Annotated in this window: 14 protein-coding genes; 10 read left to right on the top strand and 4 right to left on the bottom strand. The window is 60.8% G+C overall.

All coding sequences use genetic code 11. From position 1 onward, the window contains the following. Window positions 1-7: 7 nt before the first annotated feature. Window positions 8-937, bottom strand: a complete 930-nt coding sequence (locus tag KGB24_RS00145; RefSeq protein WP_008031766.1) for a LysR substrate-binding domain-containing protein — start codon at window positions 935-937, stop codon at window positions 8-10. Between the two features lie 225 nt (window positions 938-1,162). Here KGB24_RS00145 and KGB24_RS00140 point away from each other — a divergent pair, with 225 nt between their 5' ends. The 5 genes from KGB24_RS00140 (at window position 1,163) to KGB24_RS00120 (ending at window position 7,080) form a co-directional block, all read left to right on the top strand. Beyond that, a complete protein-coding gene (locus KGB24_RS00140) occupies window positions 1,163-2,653 on the top strand; it encodes an aldehyde dehydrogenase (protein WP_223414473.1) in 1,491 nt (496 codons plus the stop codon). A 21-nt stretch (window positions 2,654-2,674) separates the two neighbouring features. Next, window positions 2,675-4,045: an aspartate aminotransferase family protein gene (locus KGB24_RS00135; protein WP_008041264.1), complete on the top strand. Its 1,371-nt coding sequence runs from the start codon at window positions 2,675-2,677 to the stop codon at window positions 4,043-4,045. A gap of 402 nt (window positions 4,046-4,447) precedes the next feature. Continuing rightward, window positions 4,448-5,443 carry an ABC transporter substrate-binding protein gene (locus tag KGB24_RS00130; protein ID WP_223414453.1) on the top strand — a complete coding sequence of 332 codons (996 nt, stop codon included), beginning with the start codon at window positions 4,448-4,450 and terminating at the stop codon, window positions 5,441-5,443. Between the two features lie 9 nt (window positions 5,444-5,452). Then, complete coding sequence (locus KGB24_RS00125; RefSeq protein ID WP_008031757.1) at window positions 5,453-6,256, top strand: ABC transporter permease; 804 nt, start codon at window positions 5,453-5,455, stop codon at window positions 6,254-6,256. Continuing rightward, complete coding sequence (locus KGB24_RS00120; RefSeq protein ID WP_008031755.1) at window positions 6,244-7,080, top strand: ABC transporter ATP-binding protein; 837 nt, start codon at window positions 6,244-6,246, stop codon at window positions 7,078-7,080. Before KGB24_RS00125 ends, KGB24_RS00120 begins: the two co-directional genes overlap by 13 nt. 126 nt (window positions 7,081-7,206) lie before the next feature. On the opposite strand, the gene KGB24_RS00115 is transcribed toward KGB24_RS00120, so the two are convergent. Further along, window positions 7,207-8,286, bottom strand: coding sequence for an endonuclease/exonuclease/phosphatase family protein (locus KGB24_RS00115; protein WP_223414452.1), 1,080 nt, complete (start codon window positions 8,284-8,286; stop codon window positions 7,207-7,209). A gap of 66 nt (window positions 8,287-8,352) precedes the next feature. Further along, window positions 8,353-9,027, bottom strand: a complete 675-nt coding sequence (locus tag KGB24_RS00110; protein ID WP_032828940.1) for a YciC family protein — start codon at window positions 9,025-9,027, stop codon at window positions 8,353-8,355. A gap of 178 nt (window positions 9,028-9,205) precedes the next feature. On the opposite strand from KGB24_RS00110, the gene KGB24_RS00105 reads away from it, so the two are divergent. The 3 genes from KGB24_RS00105 (at window position 9,206) to KGB24_RS00095 (ending at window position 11,190) form a co-directional block, all read left to right on the top strand. Beyond that, entirely contained in the window at window positions 9,206-9,949 is a 744-nt protein-coding gene (locus KGB24_RS00105; protein WP_223414451.1) for a DUF2076 domain-containing protein, read from the top strand. A 127-nt stretch (window positions 9,950-10,076) separates the two neighbouring features. Further along, complete coding sequence (locus KGB24_RS00100; protein ID WP_008031749.1) at window positions 10,077-10,556, top strand: NYN domain-containing protein; 480 nt, start codon at window positions 10,077-10,079, stop codon at window positions 10,554-10,556. Window positions 10,557-10,578: 22 nt separating this feature from the next. Further along, complete coding sequence (locus tag KGB24_RS00095) at window positions 10,579-11,190, top strand: PolC-type DNA polymerase III (RefSeq protein ID WP_008041272.1); 612 nt, start codon at window positions 10,579-10,581, stop codon at window positions 11,188-11,190. A 120-nt stretch (window positions 11,191-11,310) separates the two neighbouring features. On the opposite strand, the gene KGB24_RS00090 is transcribed toward KGB24_RS00095, so the two are convergent. Continuing rightward, window positions 11,311-11,766, bottom strand: coding sequence for an Lrp/AsnC family transcriptional regulator (locus KGB24_RS00090; protein ID WP_223414450.1), 456 nt, complete (start codon window positions 11,764-11,766; stop codon window positions 11,311-11,313). A gap of 165 nt (window positions 11,767-11,931) precedes the next feature. Here KGB24_RS00090 and yedA point away from each other — a divergent pair, with 165 nt between their 5' ends. Both yedA and KGB24_RS00080 read left to right on the top strand, forming a co-directional pair. Further along, window positions 11,932-12,858 carry a drug/metabolite exporter YedA gene (yedA, locus tag KGB24_RS00085; protein WP_223414449.1) on the top strand — a complete coding sequence of 309 codons (927 nt, stop codon included), beginning with the start codon at window positions 11,932-11,934 and terminating at the stop codon, window positions 12,856-12,858. Between the two features lie 65 nt (window positions 12,859-12,923). Next, window positions 12,924-14,258 (top strand): DEAD/DEAH box helicase, encoded by a 1,335-nt coding sequence (locus KGB24_RS00080; protein ID WP_223414448.1) that lies wholly within the window; start codon window positions 12,924-12,926, stop codon window positions 14,256-14,258. The last annotated feature ends 17 nt before the right edge of the window (window positions 14,259-14,275 follow it).

Here is a 14,275-nt window from a genome sequence, read left to right as displayed (position 1 = left end):
CGGGCTCCTACAAGGTCGGGTGTGATCTTTCGGCCTTGGCGGTGAGTTGTTCGCGGCAGTAATCGGCAAACAACTGCGCCGGTTTGGTCAACTGCCCGCGCTTCAGCCACGCCGCCACCAGCCCTGAGCCGGTAATGTCTTCGACGATGTCCACGCACACCACTTTCTGCCCGTCGTAGGTGCATTCCGAGTGCGGGCGGGTGACCAGGATCGAGAAGCCGAACCCTTGCCCGACCATGCCCCGGACCATCTCGATCGACGGTGAGCTGAACGCAATGTTCGGCGACAGGCCCAGTTCTTCGAACAGGCTGACGAAGTAGGTCCGGCTCGGTTGCACGTCCAGCAGAATCATCGGCTCCAGGCACAGATCGCGCAGGGACACTTGCTTGAGTTGGGCAAAGCGATGATCCGCCGGCAGCAAGGCATAAGGCCGCTGCGCGGGCATCAAGGGTTCGGTTTCGATGGTGGCGTCGAGGTCGTGTTCATAGAGGATCGCCAGGTCGAAGGTGCCCGAGGTCAGGCCTTGCACCAACTCCTGCTGCTCGCCGTCGCGGATGCGGATTTTCACGCCGGGATACAGCGCCGAGAACCCGGCAATCAATTGCGGCAGGTACAGCGGCGCGACGGTTTCGAAGCAGCCGATGTCGATTTGCCCGGCCACCACGTCGTTGTCGGCCAGGGCGTTCTGTTCGAACTCCTTGGCCATGCGCAACAGTTCCTGGGCCTTGCGGTAGAAGCGTGCGCCGCTGGGCGTCAGGGACACGCCTTGTGCGTGATGACGGATCAGCAGTTGCACGCCGAAGCTGTCTTCCAGGCCTTTGATCGCCGTGGAAATGGCCGGCTGGGCGATGTACAGCTTGCGCGAGGCCTCGGCGACGCTGCCGCATTCGACGGTGGTGATGAAGTATTTCAATTGACGCAGGTTGTAAGCAGCCACGGCAAACCTCGGGGTGGATGGACTCGACATCCAGCAATTTTTGCGCCGACTGCGTCCGTTCTGACGACGGTGTTGTTGTGCCTGAACAATAACCACATACCGCGACACCGGGGAGATGGGCTGCCCAGTTTTTTCATGGTCTGCGAAGACATTTTTACTATTTTTCCTCGACACGGGCCTGGGCCACCATCCAATTCACAAGAAAAGCCCATGGAGCATCTGAACGTGTTCGAGCTTACCTACTGGCAAAACAAGGCCGCTGCGCTGGCGTTTCCCGACCAGGCCCTGATTGATGGCAAACCCCGTTCGGCGCAGTTGGGGCAAACCTTCGCCGCGATCAACCCGGCCACCGGCCAGCGCCTGGCCAACGTGACAGCGTGCGGTGATGAAGAAGTGAACGCCGCCGTCAAAAATGCGCGGCAGGTGTTCGAGGCCGGCACCTGGTCGTCGCGTTCGCCAAACGAGCGCAAGCAAGTGCTGCTGCGCCTGGCCGATCTGATCATGACCCACCGCGAAGAACTGGCGCTGCTGGATTCGCTGAATATGGGCAAGCCAGTGATGGACGCCTACAACCTCGACGTGCCGGGCGCGGCCGGGGTGTTTCGCTGGTACGCCGAAAGCCTCGACAAACTCTACGACCAGATCGCACCGAGCGCGCAGAACGTACTGGCGACGATCACCCGCGAAGCGCTGGGCGTGGTCGCCGCCGTGGTGCCATGGAATTTCCCGCTGGACATGGCCGCATGGAAACTCGCCCCCGCGCTGGCGGCAGGCAATTCGGTGATCCTCAAACCCGCCGAGCAATCACCGTTTTCCGCCCTGCGTCTGGCCGAGTTGGCGCTTGAAGCCGGCTTGCCAGCAGGCGTGCTCAACGTGCTGCCGGGACTCGGCGAGCAGACCGGCAAAGCCCTCGGTTTGCACCCGGACGTCGATTGCCTGGTGTTCACCGGCTCCACCGAAGTCGGCAAATTTTTCATGCAGTATTCCGCGCAATCGAACCTGAAACAGGTGTGGCTGGAGTGCGGCGGCAAGAGCGCCAACCTGGTGTTCGCCGATTGTCAGGACCTGGATCTGGCGGCCGAAAAAGCCGCGTTCGGCATCTTCTTCAATCAGGGCGAAGTGTGTTCGGCCAACTCGCGGTTGCTGGTGCAGCGTTCGATCCATGACGAGTTCGTCGAGCGCCTCAAGGCGCAGGCCGAACGCTGGCTGCCGGGCGATCCGCTGGACCCGTCGAGCAGCGCCGGGGCGATCGTAGACAGCCGCCAGACCGCGCGCATCATGAAGTTCATCGAGCAAGCCCAGCGCCAGGGTGCGACCAAGGTATGCGGTGGTCGGCAGTCGATTTTCAACGGCTCCGACAACTTCATCCAGCCGACTATTTTCACTAACGTGACCCCGGGCATGCCGCTGTTTCGCGACGAGGTGTTCGGCCCGGTGCTAGCGGTCACGGCGTTCGATGACGAGGCACACGCCTTGCAACTGGCCAACGACAGCGTCTACGGCCTGGCCGCTTCGCTGTGGACCGACGACCTCAATCGCGCGCACCGCGTGGCGCGGCAATTGCGCGCCGGCACGGTGTCGGTGAACAGCGTCGATGCACTCGACGTGACGGTGCCGTTTGGCGGCGGCAAGCAGTCCGGTTTCGGCCGTGACCTGTCGCTGCACTCATTCGATAAATACACCCAGTTGAAGACCACCTGGTTTCAACTGCGCTAATAACAAAACGGAGAACTGGCGATGACCACACCACGTGAAACCCGCGACTACCAGGCCGCCGACGCTGCGCACCACATCCACGCATTCGTCGATCAGAAAGCGCTCAACGATGAAGGACCGCGGGTGATGGTCCGTGGCGAGCGCTTGCACCTGTGGGACAACGATGGTCGGCGCTACCTCGACGGCATGTCCGGGCTGTGGTGCACCAACCTCGGTTACGGCCGCAAGGATCTGGCGGCAGCAGCGGCTCAGCAGCTTGAGCAACTGCCGTACTACAACATGTTTTTCCACACCACTCACCCGCAGGTGATCGAGCTCTCGGAGCTGCTGTTCAGCCTGTTGCCGGGGCACTACAGCCACGCGATCTACACCAACTCCGGCTCCGAAGCGAACGAGGTGCTGATCCGCACCGTGCGCCGTTACTGGACCATCCTCGGCAAGCCCGAGAAGAAGGTCATGATCGGTCGCTGGAACGGTTACCACGGTTCGACGCTGGCAGCGACGGCGCTCGGTGGCATGAAGTTCATGCACGAAATGGGCGGCATGCTGCCGGACATCGAGCACATCGACGAGCCGTACTTCTTCGCCCACGAAGGCAATCTGACTCCGGCTGAATTCGGCCTGCGGGCGGCGCAGCAACTGGAAGCGAAGATTCTCGAACTGGGCGCGGACAAGGTCGCCGGGTTCATCGCCGAACCGTTCCAGGGCGCGGGTGGGATGATCTTCCCGCCAGAAAGTTACTGGCCGGAAATTCAGCGGATTTGCCGTAAGTACGACGTGCTGTTGTGCGCCGACGAAGTGATCGGCGGCTTCGGTCGCACTGGCGAATGGTTCGCCCATGAGCACTTCGGTTTCGAGCCGGACACGCTGTCGATTGCCAAGGGGCTGACCTCCGGCTACATCCCCATGGGCGGGCTGATCCTGTCGAAGAAAATGGCGCAGGTGTTGGTGGAGCAGGGCGGGGTGTTTGCCCACGGCCTGACCTATTCCGGACACCCGGTGGCGGCCGCGGTGGCCATCGCCAACCTCAAGGCGTTGCGCGATGAAGGCGTGGTGACGCGGGTCAAGGACGACATCGGGCCGTACCTGCAACAGTGTTTGCGCGAAGTGTTCGGCAATCACCCGTTGGTGGGGGATATTCAGGGTGTCGGGATGGTAGCGGCGTTGCAGTTGGCCGAAGACAAAACCAGTCGCAAGCGTTTTGCCAACGAGAATGATATTGCCTGGCGCTGCCGCACGATTGGGTTTGAGGAGGGTGTGATTATTCGTTCGACGCTGGGGCGGATGATCATGGCGCCGGCGTTGATTGCCAGTCGTGAGGAAGTTGATGAACTGGTTGGCAAGACGCTGAAAGCGGTTGATCGTACGGCTCAGGAATACGGCCGGCTTTAAGATTGTCGGAAGGTCCTTCGGACCTTAATCGCGAGCAGGCTCGCTCCCACATTGGAACTGTGTTGACCTCGGTAGAGAGGGCAACATAGAACCCCCTGTGGGAGCGAGCCTGCTCGCGATTGCGTTAGACCATTCAACACAACTCTCATGTTTTGCACTCACCCCGTGCACCTCCGCCCACACCGCCCTTTAGCAGTGCGCACTACCCAGTTTTTTCATCGCTCGCCTCGACATATTTCCTAATTTTCCTATTCCTGGCCCTGGTCCAACATCGACCTCGCCAGTCAGCCGAACACTGCCCACCCAAAGGTCCATCAGAGACCACCCGTGGCAGCTCTTCTCCAAAGGCTGCTGGCCGTACTGCCCATGACAAAACTAAATCAACAGCTTTGGGAGTGCTCCATGATCAAGTCCTTGCTAACCCGCGTCGCTCATCCACTGGCGATCACCGCCATCGCCGCCATCGCCGCCACGGTCGCCACCAGCGCCCAGGCCGGCACCCTGTCCATCGGCCATACCACATGGGTCGGTTACGGCACGCTCTACCTCGCCCAGGACCTGGGCTACTTCAAGGAAGGCGGTTTGACCGTCGAGTTGCCCGTCGTCGAAGAGGCTTCGATGTACATGGCCGCGCAAGCCTCGGGCGAATTGTCCGGCTCGGCCTCGACCATCGACGAAGTACTGAAATACCGTCCGCAATTCTGCTTCAAAGCCGTAGCCGCACTCGATGACAGCCATGGTGGCGACGGTGTTCTGGTGGGCAAGGACATCAAGAGCCTGCAGGAGCTGAAAGGCAAAGCCGTGGCGGTGAACGAAGGCTCGACTTCGCAGTTCTGGCTCTCGTATCTGCTGAAAAAACACGGCATGAGCATGAGCGACATCACCGTGCAGAACATGACGGCTGACGACGCAGCCACCGCGTTCATCGCCGGTCGTGTGCCCGCCGCCGTGACCTGGGAACCGCACCTGTCGATGGTGCGTGACAAGAAGCAAGGCAAAGTCTTGATCGACAGCAGTAGCACGCCTGGCGTGATTGTCGATGTGGTCGCGCTCAACTGCACGGTCATCGAGAAGCAGCCGGAAGACGTCAAGGCGTTGGTCGCCGGTCTGTACAAAGCGGTGCAGTACACCAAAGACCATCCGCAGGAAGCCTACAAAATCATGGCCAAGGGGGTTGGCGGCTACCTCGCCGATCCGAAGGAACTGGCCGCTGCCGCGCAAGGCGTGCGCTTCTACGATCAGGCCATGAGCGAAAAACTCCTGGGCTCGCCGGGCAATCCGGGCGACAGCAAACCGTTGATCAAACTGGCCAACGAAACCGCCAGTGAATTGCAGGGCAAACCCTACAACGTCAGCAATGACGACCTGATCGACAACCGTTTCGTCAGCCCGCTGTAGGAGGTTCGCATGTTCAAGCGCAATTCATGGCTGAGCCGTTGCATCACGCCCAAGACCGGCTTGCCGGTTTCGGTGATCTGGAGCGCGAGCGGCCTGGCCTGGGTGTTGTTGGTTGGCCTGTGGGCCGGGTTGTCTTACGGCGGCGTGGTGCCAGGCATGTTCTTGCCGACACCGGGCGCGGTGGTCGAAGCCGCCGTGCGCCTGAGCCGCGATGGCACGCTCGGTTTGCACGTGTGGGCCAGTCTTGAAGTGGTGGTGGTCGGTTTCGTCGTTTCGTCGCTGGTGGCGGTGCCGCTGGGGTTGCTGATGGGCAGCTTCCGCATCGTTCAGGCGTTCCTCGAACCGATGGTCAATTTCATCCGCTACCTGCCGGTGACCTCGTTCGTGCCGCTGTTCATTCTGTGGATCGGTATCGGTCTGGAGCAGCGTGTCTCGGTAATCATCTTCGGCGTGTTTTTCCAGCAACTGGTGATGATCGCGGACGTGTCCAAAGGCATCTCCAAAGACCTGATCAACGCCTCCTACACACTCGGCTCTAACCGCCGCGATGCGGTGTTGCATGTGATCGCGCCGGCCTCGTTGCCGGGTGTGCTCGACACCTTGCGCGTGACCATGGGCTGGGCCTGGACGTACCTGGTGGTCGCCGAACTGGTCGCCGCTTCCAGTGGCCTGGGTTACCTGAGCCTCAAAGCCATGCGCGGCTTTCAGGTGGATGTGATTTTCCTCGCCATCGCGATCATCGGCCTGTTGGGCCTGGTCACCGATCAACTGTTCCGTTTCCTTCGTCTGAGGATTGCCGCATGGGCTCAGTAACCGCCGTCAACCCGCGTATCGTCACACCGATGGCTGCCCCGGCCTACGCCGCGCCTCGTTTGCAAGTGGACAAAGTCAGCCTGCGTTACCAGAAGCCCGACGGCGGCGTGTTCACCGCGCTGGATCAGGTGTCGTTCGAAGTTCCGGATCAGCAATTCGCCGTGCTGGTCGGGCCGTCGGGCTGCGGCAAGTCGAGCTTGCTGTACCTCACCGCCGGTTTGAACGAGCCCACGGAAGGCGAGATCTACGTCGGCGGTCAGCAAGTTCAAGGGCCGGGCGCGGACCGCGGCATGGTGTTCCAGAGCTACACGCTGTTCCCGTGGCTGACCGTGCGGCAGAACGTCGAGTTCGGCCTCAAGCGTCGCGGTATGGCGGCGGCACAGCGCAAGGACATCGTCGATTACTACGTCAACGAAGTCGGTCTCAGCGGGTTCGCCGACAACTACGCCAAGCAGCTGTCCGGCGGCATGATGCAGCGGGTGGCGATTGCCCGCGCTTTGGCCAATGACCCGCAAATCCTGCTGATGGACGAACCCTTCGGCGCCCTCGACAGCCAGACGCGCCTGCAAATGCAGCAGCTGTTATTGCGCGTTTGGGGCAACAGCAAGAAGACCGTGCTGTTCGTGACCCACGACATCGACGAGGCGATTCTGCTGGGTGATCGGGTCTACGTGATGGGCGCCAGGCCTGGGCGGATCAAGCAGATCCTCGACGTGCCAATCGAACGTCCCCGGACCCTGGACATGGTCATGGAGCGCTCATTCATCGAGATGAAACGCGATATTTTCGGGCTGCTGCATGATGACCTGGAGGAGGTGCATTGAGTGTCACGCAATCCCCTGTAGGAGCCGGCTTGCCGGCGATGAGGCCATCACATCCAACATCTTCGTTGACTGACCCACCGCTATCGCCAGCAAGCTGGCTCCTACAAGGTTTGTGTTTGGCTGGGGTTACGGCGCAGCTGGCAGGAGGAAACGCGCAATCACCGGCAGGTGATCGGAGATCCTCAACGTATCGTCCTGTCGCACCGTCGCCTCGACCCGTTTGATCCGAGGGCTGTAAAACAGGTAATCGACGGTCCGGTCCGGGCCGTTCAGGCCTGGATCATTCGGGTAGTGCGTCAGCCACCGCGCCCGATCGATGCCGCTGGCTTCGTTGTTGGTCGGGATCATCGGGTACTTGTCCCACAACAGATGCAGCGCGCTGTCGGCGGAGTAGGGCGTGCGTTGTTCGGTGGGCAGGCGTCGATATTGCCCCAGCGGCAACAGGTTGAAGTCGCCGCCGATCAGCCACGGGGTGCTATGGCTTTCGTATTTGTCGAGGACTTTGGCCACCGCCGTCACCTGGGTCTGTAGCGTTTCATCCGGTTGGGTCGCGCGGTCCAGATGGGTGTTGAGGACCGCCAACTGCCCGCCGTCACTCAACGGCAGGTAAGTGACCAGCAAGGCATTTTTCGGCTGGAACTGACGGCTGATGAAGTTAGTCGGCGCCACCGGCAGTTGCAGGCGTTCGGCGTGTTCGATCCGGTAGCGGCTGAGGGTTGCCAGTTGCCGGCCGACACTGCCGAAGATGTGCGGTTGCGGCACGAAGTCGGCTTTCCAGTCGAAGGCATGGGCGCTGCACGGATAGAGGTCGGCGAGGCGTTCCTGAAGCAGTTTGAACTGGTTCTGGTAATCGCTGGCCTTGGCGCCGTCATCGAGCTCTTGCAGCAACACGATGTCCGGTTGTTCGTCGCGAATCACCCGCGCCACTTCATCGAGGCTGAAGGCCATGTCTTCAGGCGTCGGTTTTTCGTCGTCGCCGGCGGCCAGGTCATTCCAGAACACATAGCGCTTACCCGCCAGGTACTGAACGTTCCAGGTCATCACTTTCAACGCCTGGCCGGGCACCAGTGTCGGTGCTTGAGCGTTGCAACTGACGGGCAAAACTTCCTTGGCTTCGGGGCGCCAGGTCAGGCTGTAGATCAGCAAGGCAATCAGGCCGATTGCTATCAACAGGCCCAGCAGGGTGTAGCGCAGTAGTCGGGTCATGGCTCGGCTTATAGCGTTACAAAAGATGGATCCGAGCATAACCGAGAGCCGGGCCGAAGCCCACGATCAGAGCGGCCGGTCGATTTTCTCGGGAACGTCGCTGATCAGCATGAACAAACGGAACAACACCACGCTGGTGAACAGTTGCAGGAAGCTGTGGGCGCTGTCGATCAGCAGGGAAATCACCGGGTTCTGCGGTTCCGGATACACGTTGAGCGTCACACCCTTGAGTACCCACAACGGGCCCATCACACACAGGATGCACACCAGAATCCGCAGGAAATGACCGCGGGTCAGGCGCAGGCTTTCCTTCATTGCCGCCAGCGGCGCCAGGCCGCGCAGCACCAGCAGGTATTCGCTGAACGCCAACGTCACCATCAGCCAGATGCCCGGCAGGAAGTACAACGACAGGCCGAGCAGGATCATCAATGTATTGAGCGCCGTGAGCAGGGCGAAGCGCGGCCACAGGTACGCGGACCTCGCCAGCAGGTCACGGTTGCGCGGCGATTCGCCACGGCTGCGCGCGTCGAGAAACAGGATCAGGGCGGCGGTGTATAGCGGGTACACCAGCAGGCCGACGATCACGCTGACGCCGGGAAAGCTGTCCGGCACGGTGTTGTGGTCGACCACTTGTTGCAGCAGCGCTTCGAAAATCACCAGCGGCAGGCACAGCCGCACGATCTGGCTCAGATTGCGCTTAAAGAAATACAGCGAGTCACGCAGTACATCGAACGGATTCATCAGTCGGTATCGCAGGTTGAAAGCAGTGGCCCACTTTAACCGATGCAGCGCGTCGGGGCGCAAACGTAAACGTTCGGTAAAGGTCATTGAAACAACTTGTTTCAGCCTCCATTAAGGTCGAGCGCCGTATCCTCCCTGGAGAAGGTCAACGATTTCCCCGGCAATCTACGAGGTCGCCATGAACACTGAAGAACAAACCCTGATCGATGGACTGTTTTCCCGGCTGCAACAGGCCGAAACGGAAGCAGCCCCGCGCGATGCCCTGGCCGAGGCGCGGATCAAGGAACATCTGGCTCGCCAACCCGCGGCGGGCTACTTCATGACCCAGGCGATTCTGGTGCAAGAGGCAGCGATCAAGAGCCTCGACGCACAGAACAAGCAACTCACCGAGCAAATCCAGCAATTGCAGGCCGAACTGCAATCGGCCAAGTCCCAGGCACCTGCTCCGGCGCCGAGCAGCGGTGGCTTCCTGTCGAGCATTTTCGGTGGCAGTTCCCGTGAAACGCCTGCGCCAAGTGCACCGCCCTCCAGCGGCGGCTGGCGTGAGCCGGGACGGCCTTCGTTCAACGCGCCGCCGCCACAGCAGAATTTCGGTGCGCCGCCACCGCAGCAGAACTACGCGCCGCAACAGCAGGCGCCGGCGGTTGGCAGCGGTTTCCTCGGCGGCGCGCTGAAAACTGCAGCGGGTGTGGCGGGTGGCGTGATGCTGGCACAAGGCATTAGCAGCCTGTTCCATCACAACCAGCAGCCAGAAGTGGTGGAAGTGATCAAGGAAGAGCCGGCGCAGGTCAACGACCACGGCGGTGACAACGGCTGGGGCGATGACCAGCGCGTGGCTGACAACTCCCAAGACTATGCCGACACCGACTACAACGATGACAGTTCATCGTTCTTCGGCGGCGACGACGATTCCTTCGTCTGACACGCCATTCGTCCGGAGCGCTGCGGCGCTCCGGGCCGATTATTCGCGGAACAATCCTCCAGGCTGGCATACTGGGCAACTTTTCGGGCCCGGTGCCTGATCCCGCCTGCGCGAAAGAGGATGCACGGTGAAAAAAATTGCAGTGTTCGCCGATGTCCAGAACCTCTACTACACCGTGCGTCAGGCCTATGGTTGCCACTTCAACTACGCCGCGCTGTGGGCTGACATCAGCAAGCAGGGCGATATCGTCGAAGCCTATGCCTACGCGATCGATCGCGGCGACAGCAAACAGCAGCAGTTCCAGCAGATCCTGCGCAACCTCGGCTTCACCGTGAAGCTCAAACCCTACATCCAGCGCAGCGACGGCTCGGCCAAGGGCGACTGGGACGTGGGCATCACCCTCGACATCATGGACGCCGCCGATCACGTCGACGAAGTGGTGCTGGCCTCCGGTGACGGTGATTTCGACATGTTGCTGGAACGCATCATCGCCAAGCACGGCGTACAAGCGGTGGCCTACGGCGTACCGGGCCTGACGGCCAACTCGCTGATCCGCGCCGCCAGCCGCTACGTGCCGATCGAAGGCGCGTTGCTGCTCAAGAATTGATTTTTACGGAGTTGAAACAGGTTTGGAACGCATAGCAGTCATCGACTTTGAAACCACCGGGATCTCCCCGAGCAGCAGCTGCCGGGCCACGGAAATTGCCGTGGTGATCCTTGAACAGGGGCGCATCGTCGAGCGTTACCAAAGCCTGATGAACGCCGGCGTGCGCGTCCCGGCCTTCATCGAACAACTCACCGGCATCAGCAACGCCATGCTGCGCACCGCGCCATCGGCGGAACAGGTGATGAACGAGGTCAACGAATTCGTCGGCACCACGCCGCTGCTGGCGCACAACGCCGCGTTCGACCAGAAGTTCTGGGACTTTGAACTGGGGCGGATCAAGCGTACGCGGTTGCAGAATTTTGCCTGCTCGCTGCTACTGGCCCGTCGGCTGATGCCGGCTGCGCCGAATCACAAACTCGGCACCCTCACCACCTTCGCCCAATTGCCCGACACGGGTAAAGCTCACCGGGCGATGGCTGACGCCGAGATGGCGGCCAACCTGACGGCGCATCTGGCGCAGGAGTTGCGACAGAAGCACGGGTTGCGCGAGTTGTCCCATGATTTGTTGGTCAGCCTGCAGAAAGTGCCGGCGGCCAAAATCAATGAGCATCTCAAGCGCCATCGCGGGTTTTAAACGCACCGAAAACCCCTGTAGGAGCCGGCTTGCCGGCGATGGCGGTTTATCAGTCGACATCAATGTTGAATGATGAATTGCTATCGCCAGCAAGCTGGCTCCTACAAGGACCGTGTTGGATCAGGGCTTTCCATTGCCTTCCAACTGCCCCAACGGTACGCGCTTCTCTATTGCGCTCGACAATACGATCGACGTCTTGCTGAACCCGAACGTGGCAATCCGGTTGATCAGCTCTTCCAGTTCCGGCATCGAGCCCACCGCCGCTTGCATGATCACGCACGGATCACCCGTCACCCGGTGGCACTCCGTCAGCTGTGGGATTTTGATCAGGTCGTCGTAGGCTTTCTGATTACCGTGCTGGTTCAGCCGCAGTTCGATCACGCATTGAATCGGCAGCCCCAGCTTGGCCATATCGACTTTCGCCTGATAACCGGTAATCACCCCACTGGCCTCAAGTTTGGCCACGCGCTCGGCCACGGCCGGGGCGGACAGGTTGACCTTGCGCGCGAGGTCGGCGTAGGACGCACGACCGTTTTCCAGCAGGGCGCTGAGGAGCATGCGGTCGTATTTGTCCATGAGCGAATTCCTGAAAAATGACTGACTTTCGAAAGCATGGTTTATAGCGCTGATCTCCGTGATTTGAAAAGTGTACCGGCGCTATAAACAGGTTTTGTAACTTATTTTCTGCTGTTCGCCTTTCTAGAATAGCTGTTCATTTGTCCTTGCCTGCGAGCTGCCCCCATGCCTGGCCTCCGTCGTTTTCCCTTGCCGTTGATCGCTGCCTTTTTCGCCTTGTACGTGATTTGGGGCTCGACTTACCTGGTGATCCGTATCGGCGTGGAGTATTGGCCGCCCTTGTTGCTCGCCGGTATTCGCTTCGTCATCGCCGGCACGTTGATGTACGCGTTCCTGCGCTGGCGCGGGGCGCCGGCACCGACCTGGGCGCAGTGGAAAGCGGCGGGGATCATCGGGATTTTGCTGCTGGCGTGCGGTAACGGTGGGGTCAGTGTGGCGGAACACATGGGTGTCGCTTCCGGCGTCGCGGCATTGGCGGTGGCGACGGTGCCGTTGTTTACCTTGCTCTGCGGCTATTTCTGGGGCGCGCGTAATACTCGTCTTGAATGGGCGGGGATTGTGCTCGGGCTGATCGGCATCGCCATGCTCAACCTCGGTTCCAACCTGCAATCGAGCCCGCTGGGTGCGATGTTGCTGATCTTTGCGGCGGCGGCCTGGGCGTTCGGTTCAGTCTGGAGCAAACACTTGCCGTTGCCCCAGGGCGCGATGGCCAGTGCCGTGGAAATGCTGGTGGGCGGCGTGGCGTTGCTGATCGGCAGTGCGATGAGTGGTGAACATCTGGAAGCCATGCCACCGATTGAAGGATGGGCGGCGCTGGCCTACCTGACCTTCTTCGGTTCGATCATCGCCTTCAACGCCTACATGTACCTGCTGAAAAACGTGCGGCCGGCAGCGGCCACCAGTTATGCCTACGTCAACCCAGCGGTGGCGGTGTTGCTGGGGATCGTGTTTGTCGGCGAGACCATCGGCATCGAAGAAGCCCTGGCCATGCTGGTGATCATCAGTGCCGTGGTGTTGATCGGTTTGCCGCAGTGGCGCCGGACGCCGGAACGACCTGCTGCGGTGGTGCAGACAGAATCGAGTGTGAATTAGGGTAAACTGCGCGCCATTGCACACTTGTTTCGCACAACCGCGCTGAATTTTCCTACGGTAATCCCATGACTTTCGCCACCCTTGGCCTGATCGAACCCTTGCTGCGCTCTCTCGAGACGCTCGGCTACCAGACCCCGACGCCGGTTCAGGCGCAAGCCATTCCGGCGGTGCTGGCCGGTCGCGACCTGATGGCCGCCGCCCAGACCGGCACCGGCAAGACCGCCGGTTTCGCGTTGCCGCTGCTGCAATTGCTGGCCATGGAAGGGCCGAAAGTCACCGCCAACTCGGTGCGCGCATTGATTCTGGTGCCGACCCGCGAACTGGCCGAGCAGGTTCACGAAGCCGTGCGTCAGTACGCTGAGAACCTGCCACTGAGCACTTATGCGGTGTACGGCGGCGTCAGCATCAACCCGCAAATGATGAAGCTGCGCAAAGGGGTCGACCTGTTGGTGGCAACACCGGGCCGTCTGCTCGATCTGTTCCGCCAGAACGCGCTGAAGTTCAACCAGTTGCAAGCCCTGGTGCTGGACGAAGCCGATCGCATGCTCGACCTGGGCTTTTCCGAGGAGTTGGGGAACATTTACCGCGTGCTGCCGAAGAAACGTCAGACGCTGCTGTTCTCCGCGACCTTCTCCGATGCGATTCGCCTGCTGGCCGGGCAAATGCTCAATGACCCGCTGAGCATCGAAGTCAGCCCGCGCAACGTTGCTGCCAACACCGTTAAACAGTGGGTGGTGACGGTGGACAAGAAGCGCAAGCCGGAGCTGTTCATCCACCTGCTGCGCAAGGGCAAGTGGAAGCAGGTGCTGGTATTCGCCAAGACCCGCAACGGCGTGGACGCGCTGGTGGAAAAACTCCAGGGCCTGGGCATCAACGCCGACGGCATCCATGGCGACAAACCTCAGGCTACGCGTCAACGTGCGCTGGACCGTTTCAAGGCCAGTGAAGTACAGATCCTGGTGGCCACCGACGTCGCGGCCCGTGGTCTGGACATTGAAGATTTGCCATTGGTGGTCAATTTCGACCTGCCGATCGTGGCAGAGGACTACATCCACCGCATCGGTCGTACCGGCCGTGCGGGTGCCACCGGGCAGGCTATTTCGCTGGTGTGCGCCGATGAAGTGAATTTGCTGTCGGCCATTGAGACGTTGACGCGTCAGACGTTGCCTCGGCAGATGGAACACGATTTCGAACCTGAGCACCGCGTGCCGGACACCGATGCCAGCGGGCAGGTGGTGAAGAAGCCGAAAAAACCGAAGAAGCCGAAGACGTCCAGCGGCGGTAAGCGCAATTTGGGTAAGTGGGTCGAGAGCGGGGATGCTTCGGCGCCGGAGCCTTCTATCAAGCCTGTGCGTAAGGTGCCGGTGTTTAATACTGGGCCGCGTAAGCGTAAGCCTTGATTGGTTGCGGCGGCTGT

The organism is Pseudomonas sp. BF-RE-25 (assembly GCF_019956105.1).
GTDB lineage: Bacteria > Pseudomonadota > Gammaproteobacteria > Pseudomonadales > Pseudomonadaceae > Aquipseudomonas > Aquipseudomonas migulae.
This window is presented reverse-complemented; position numbering and strand designations above follow the sequence as displayed.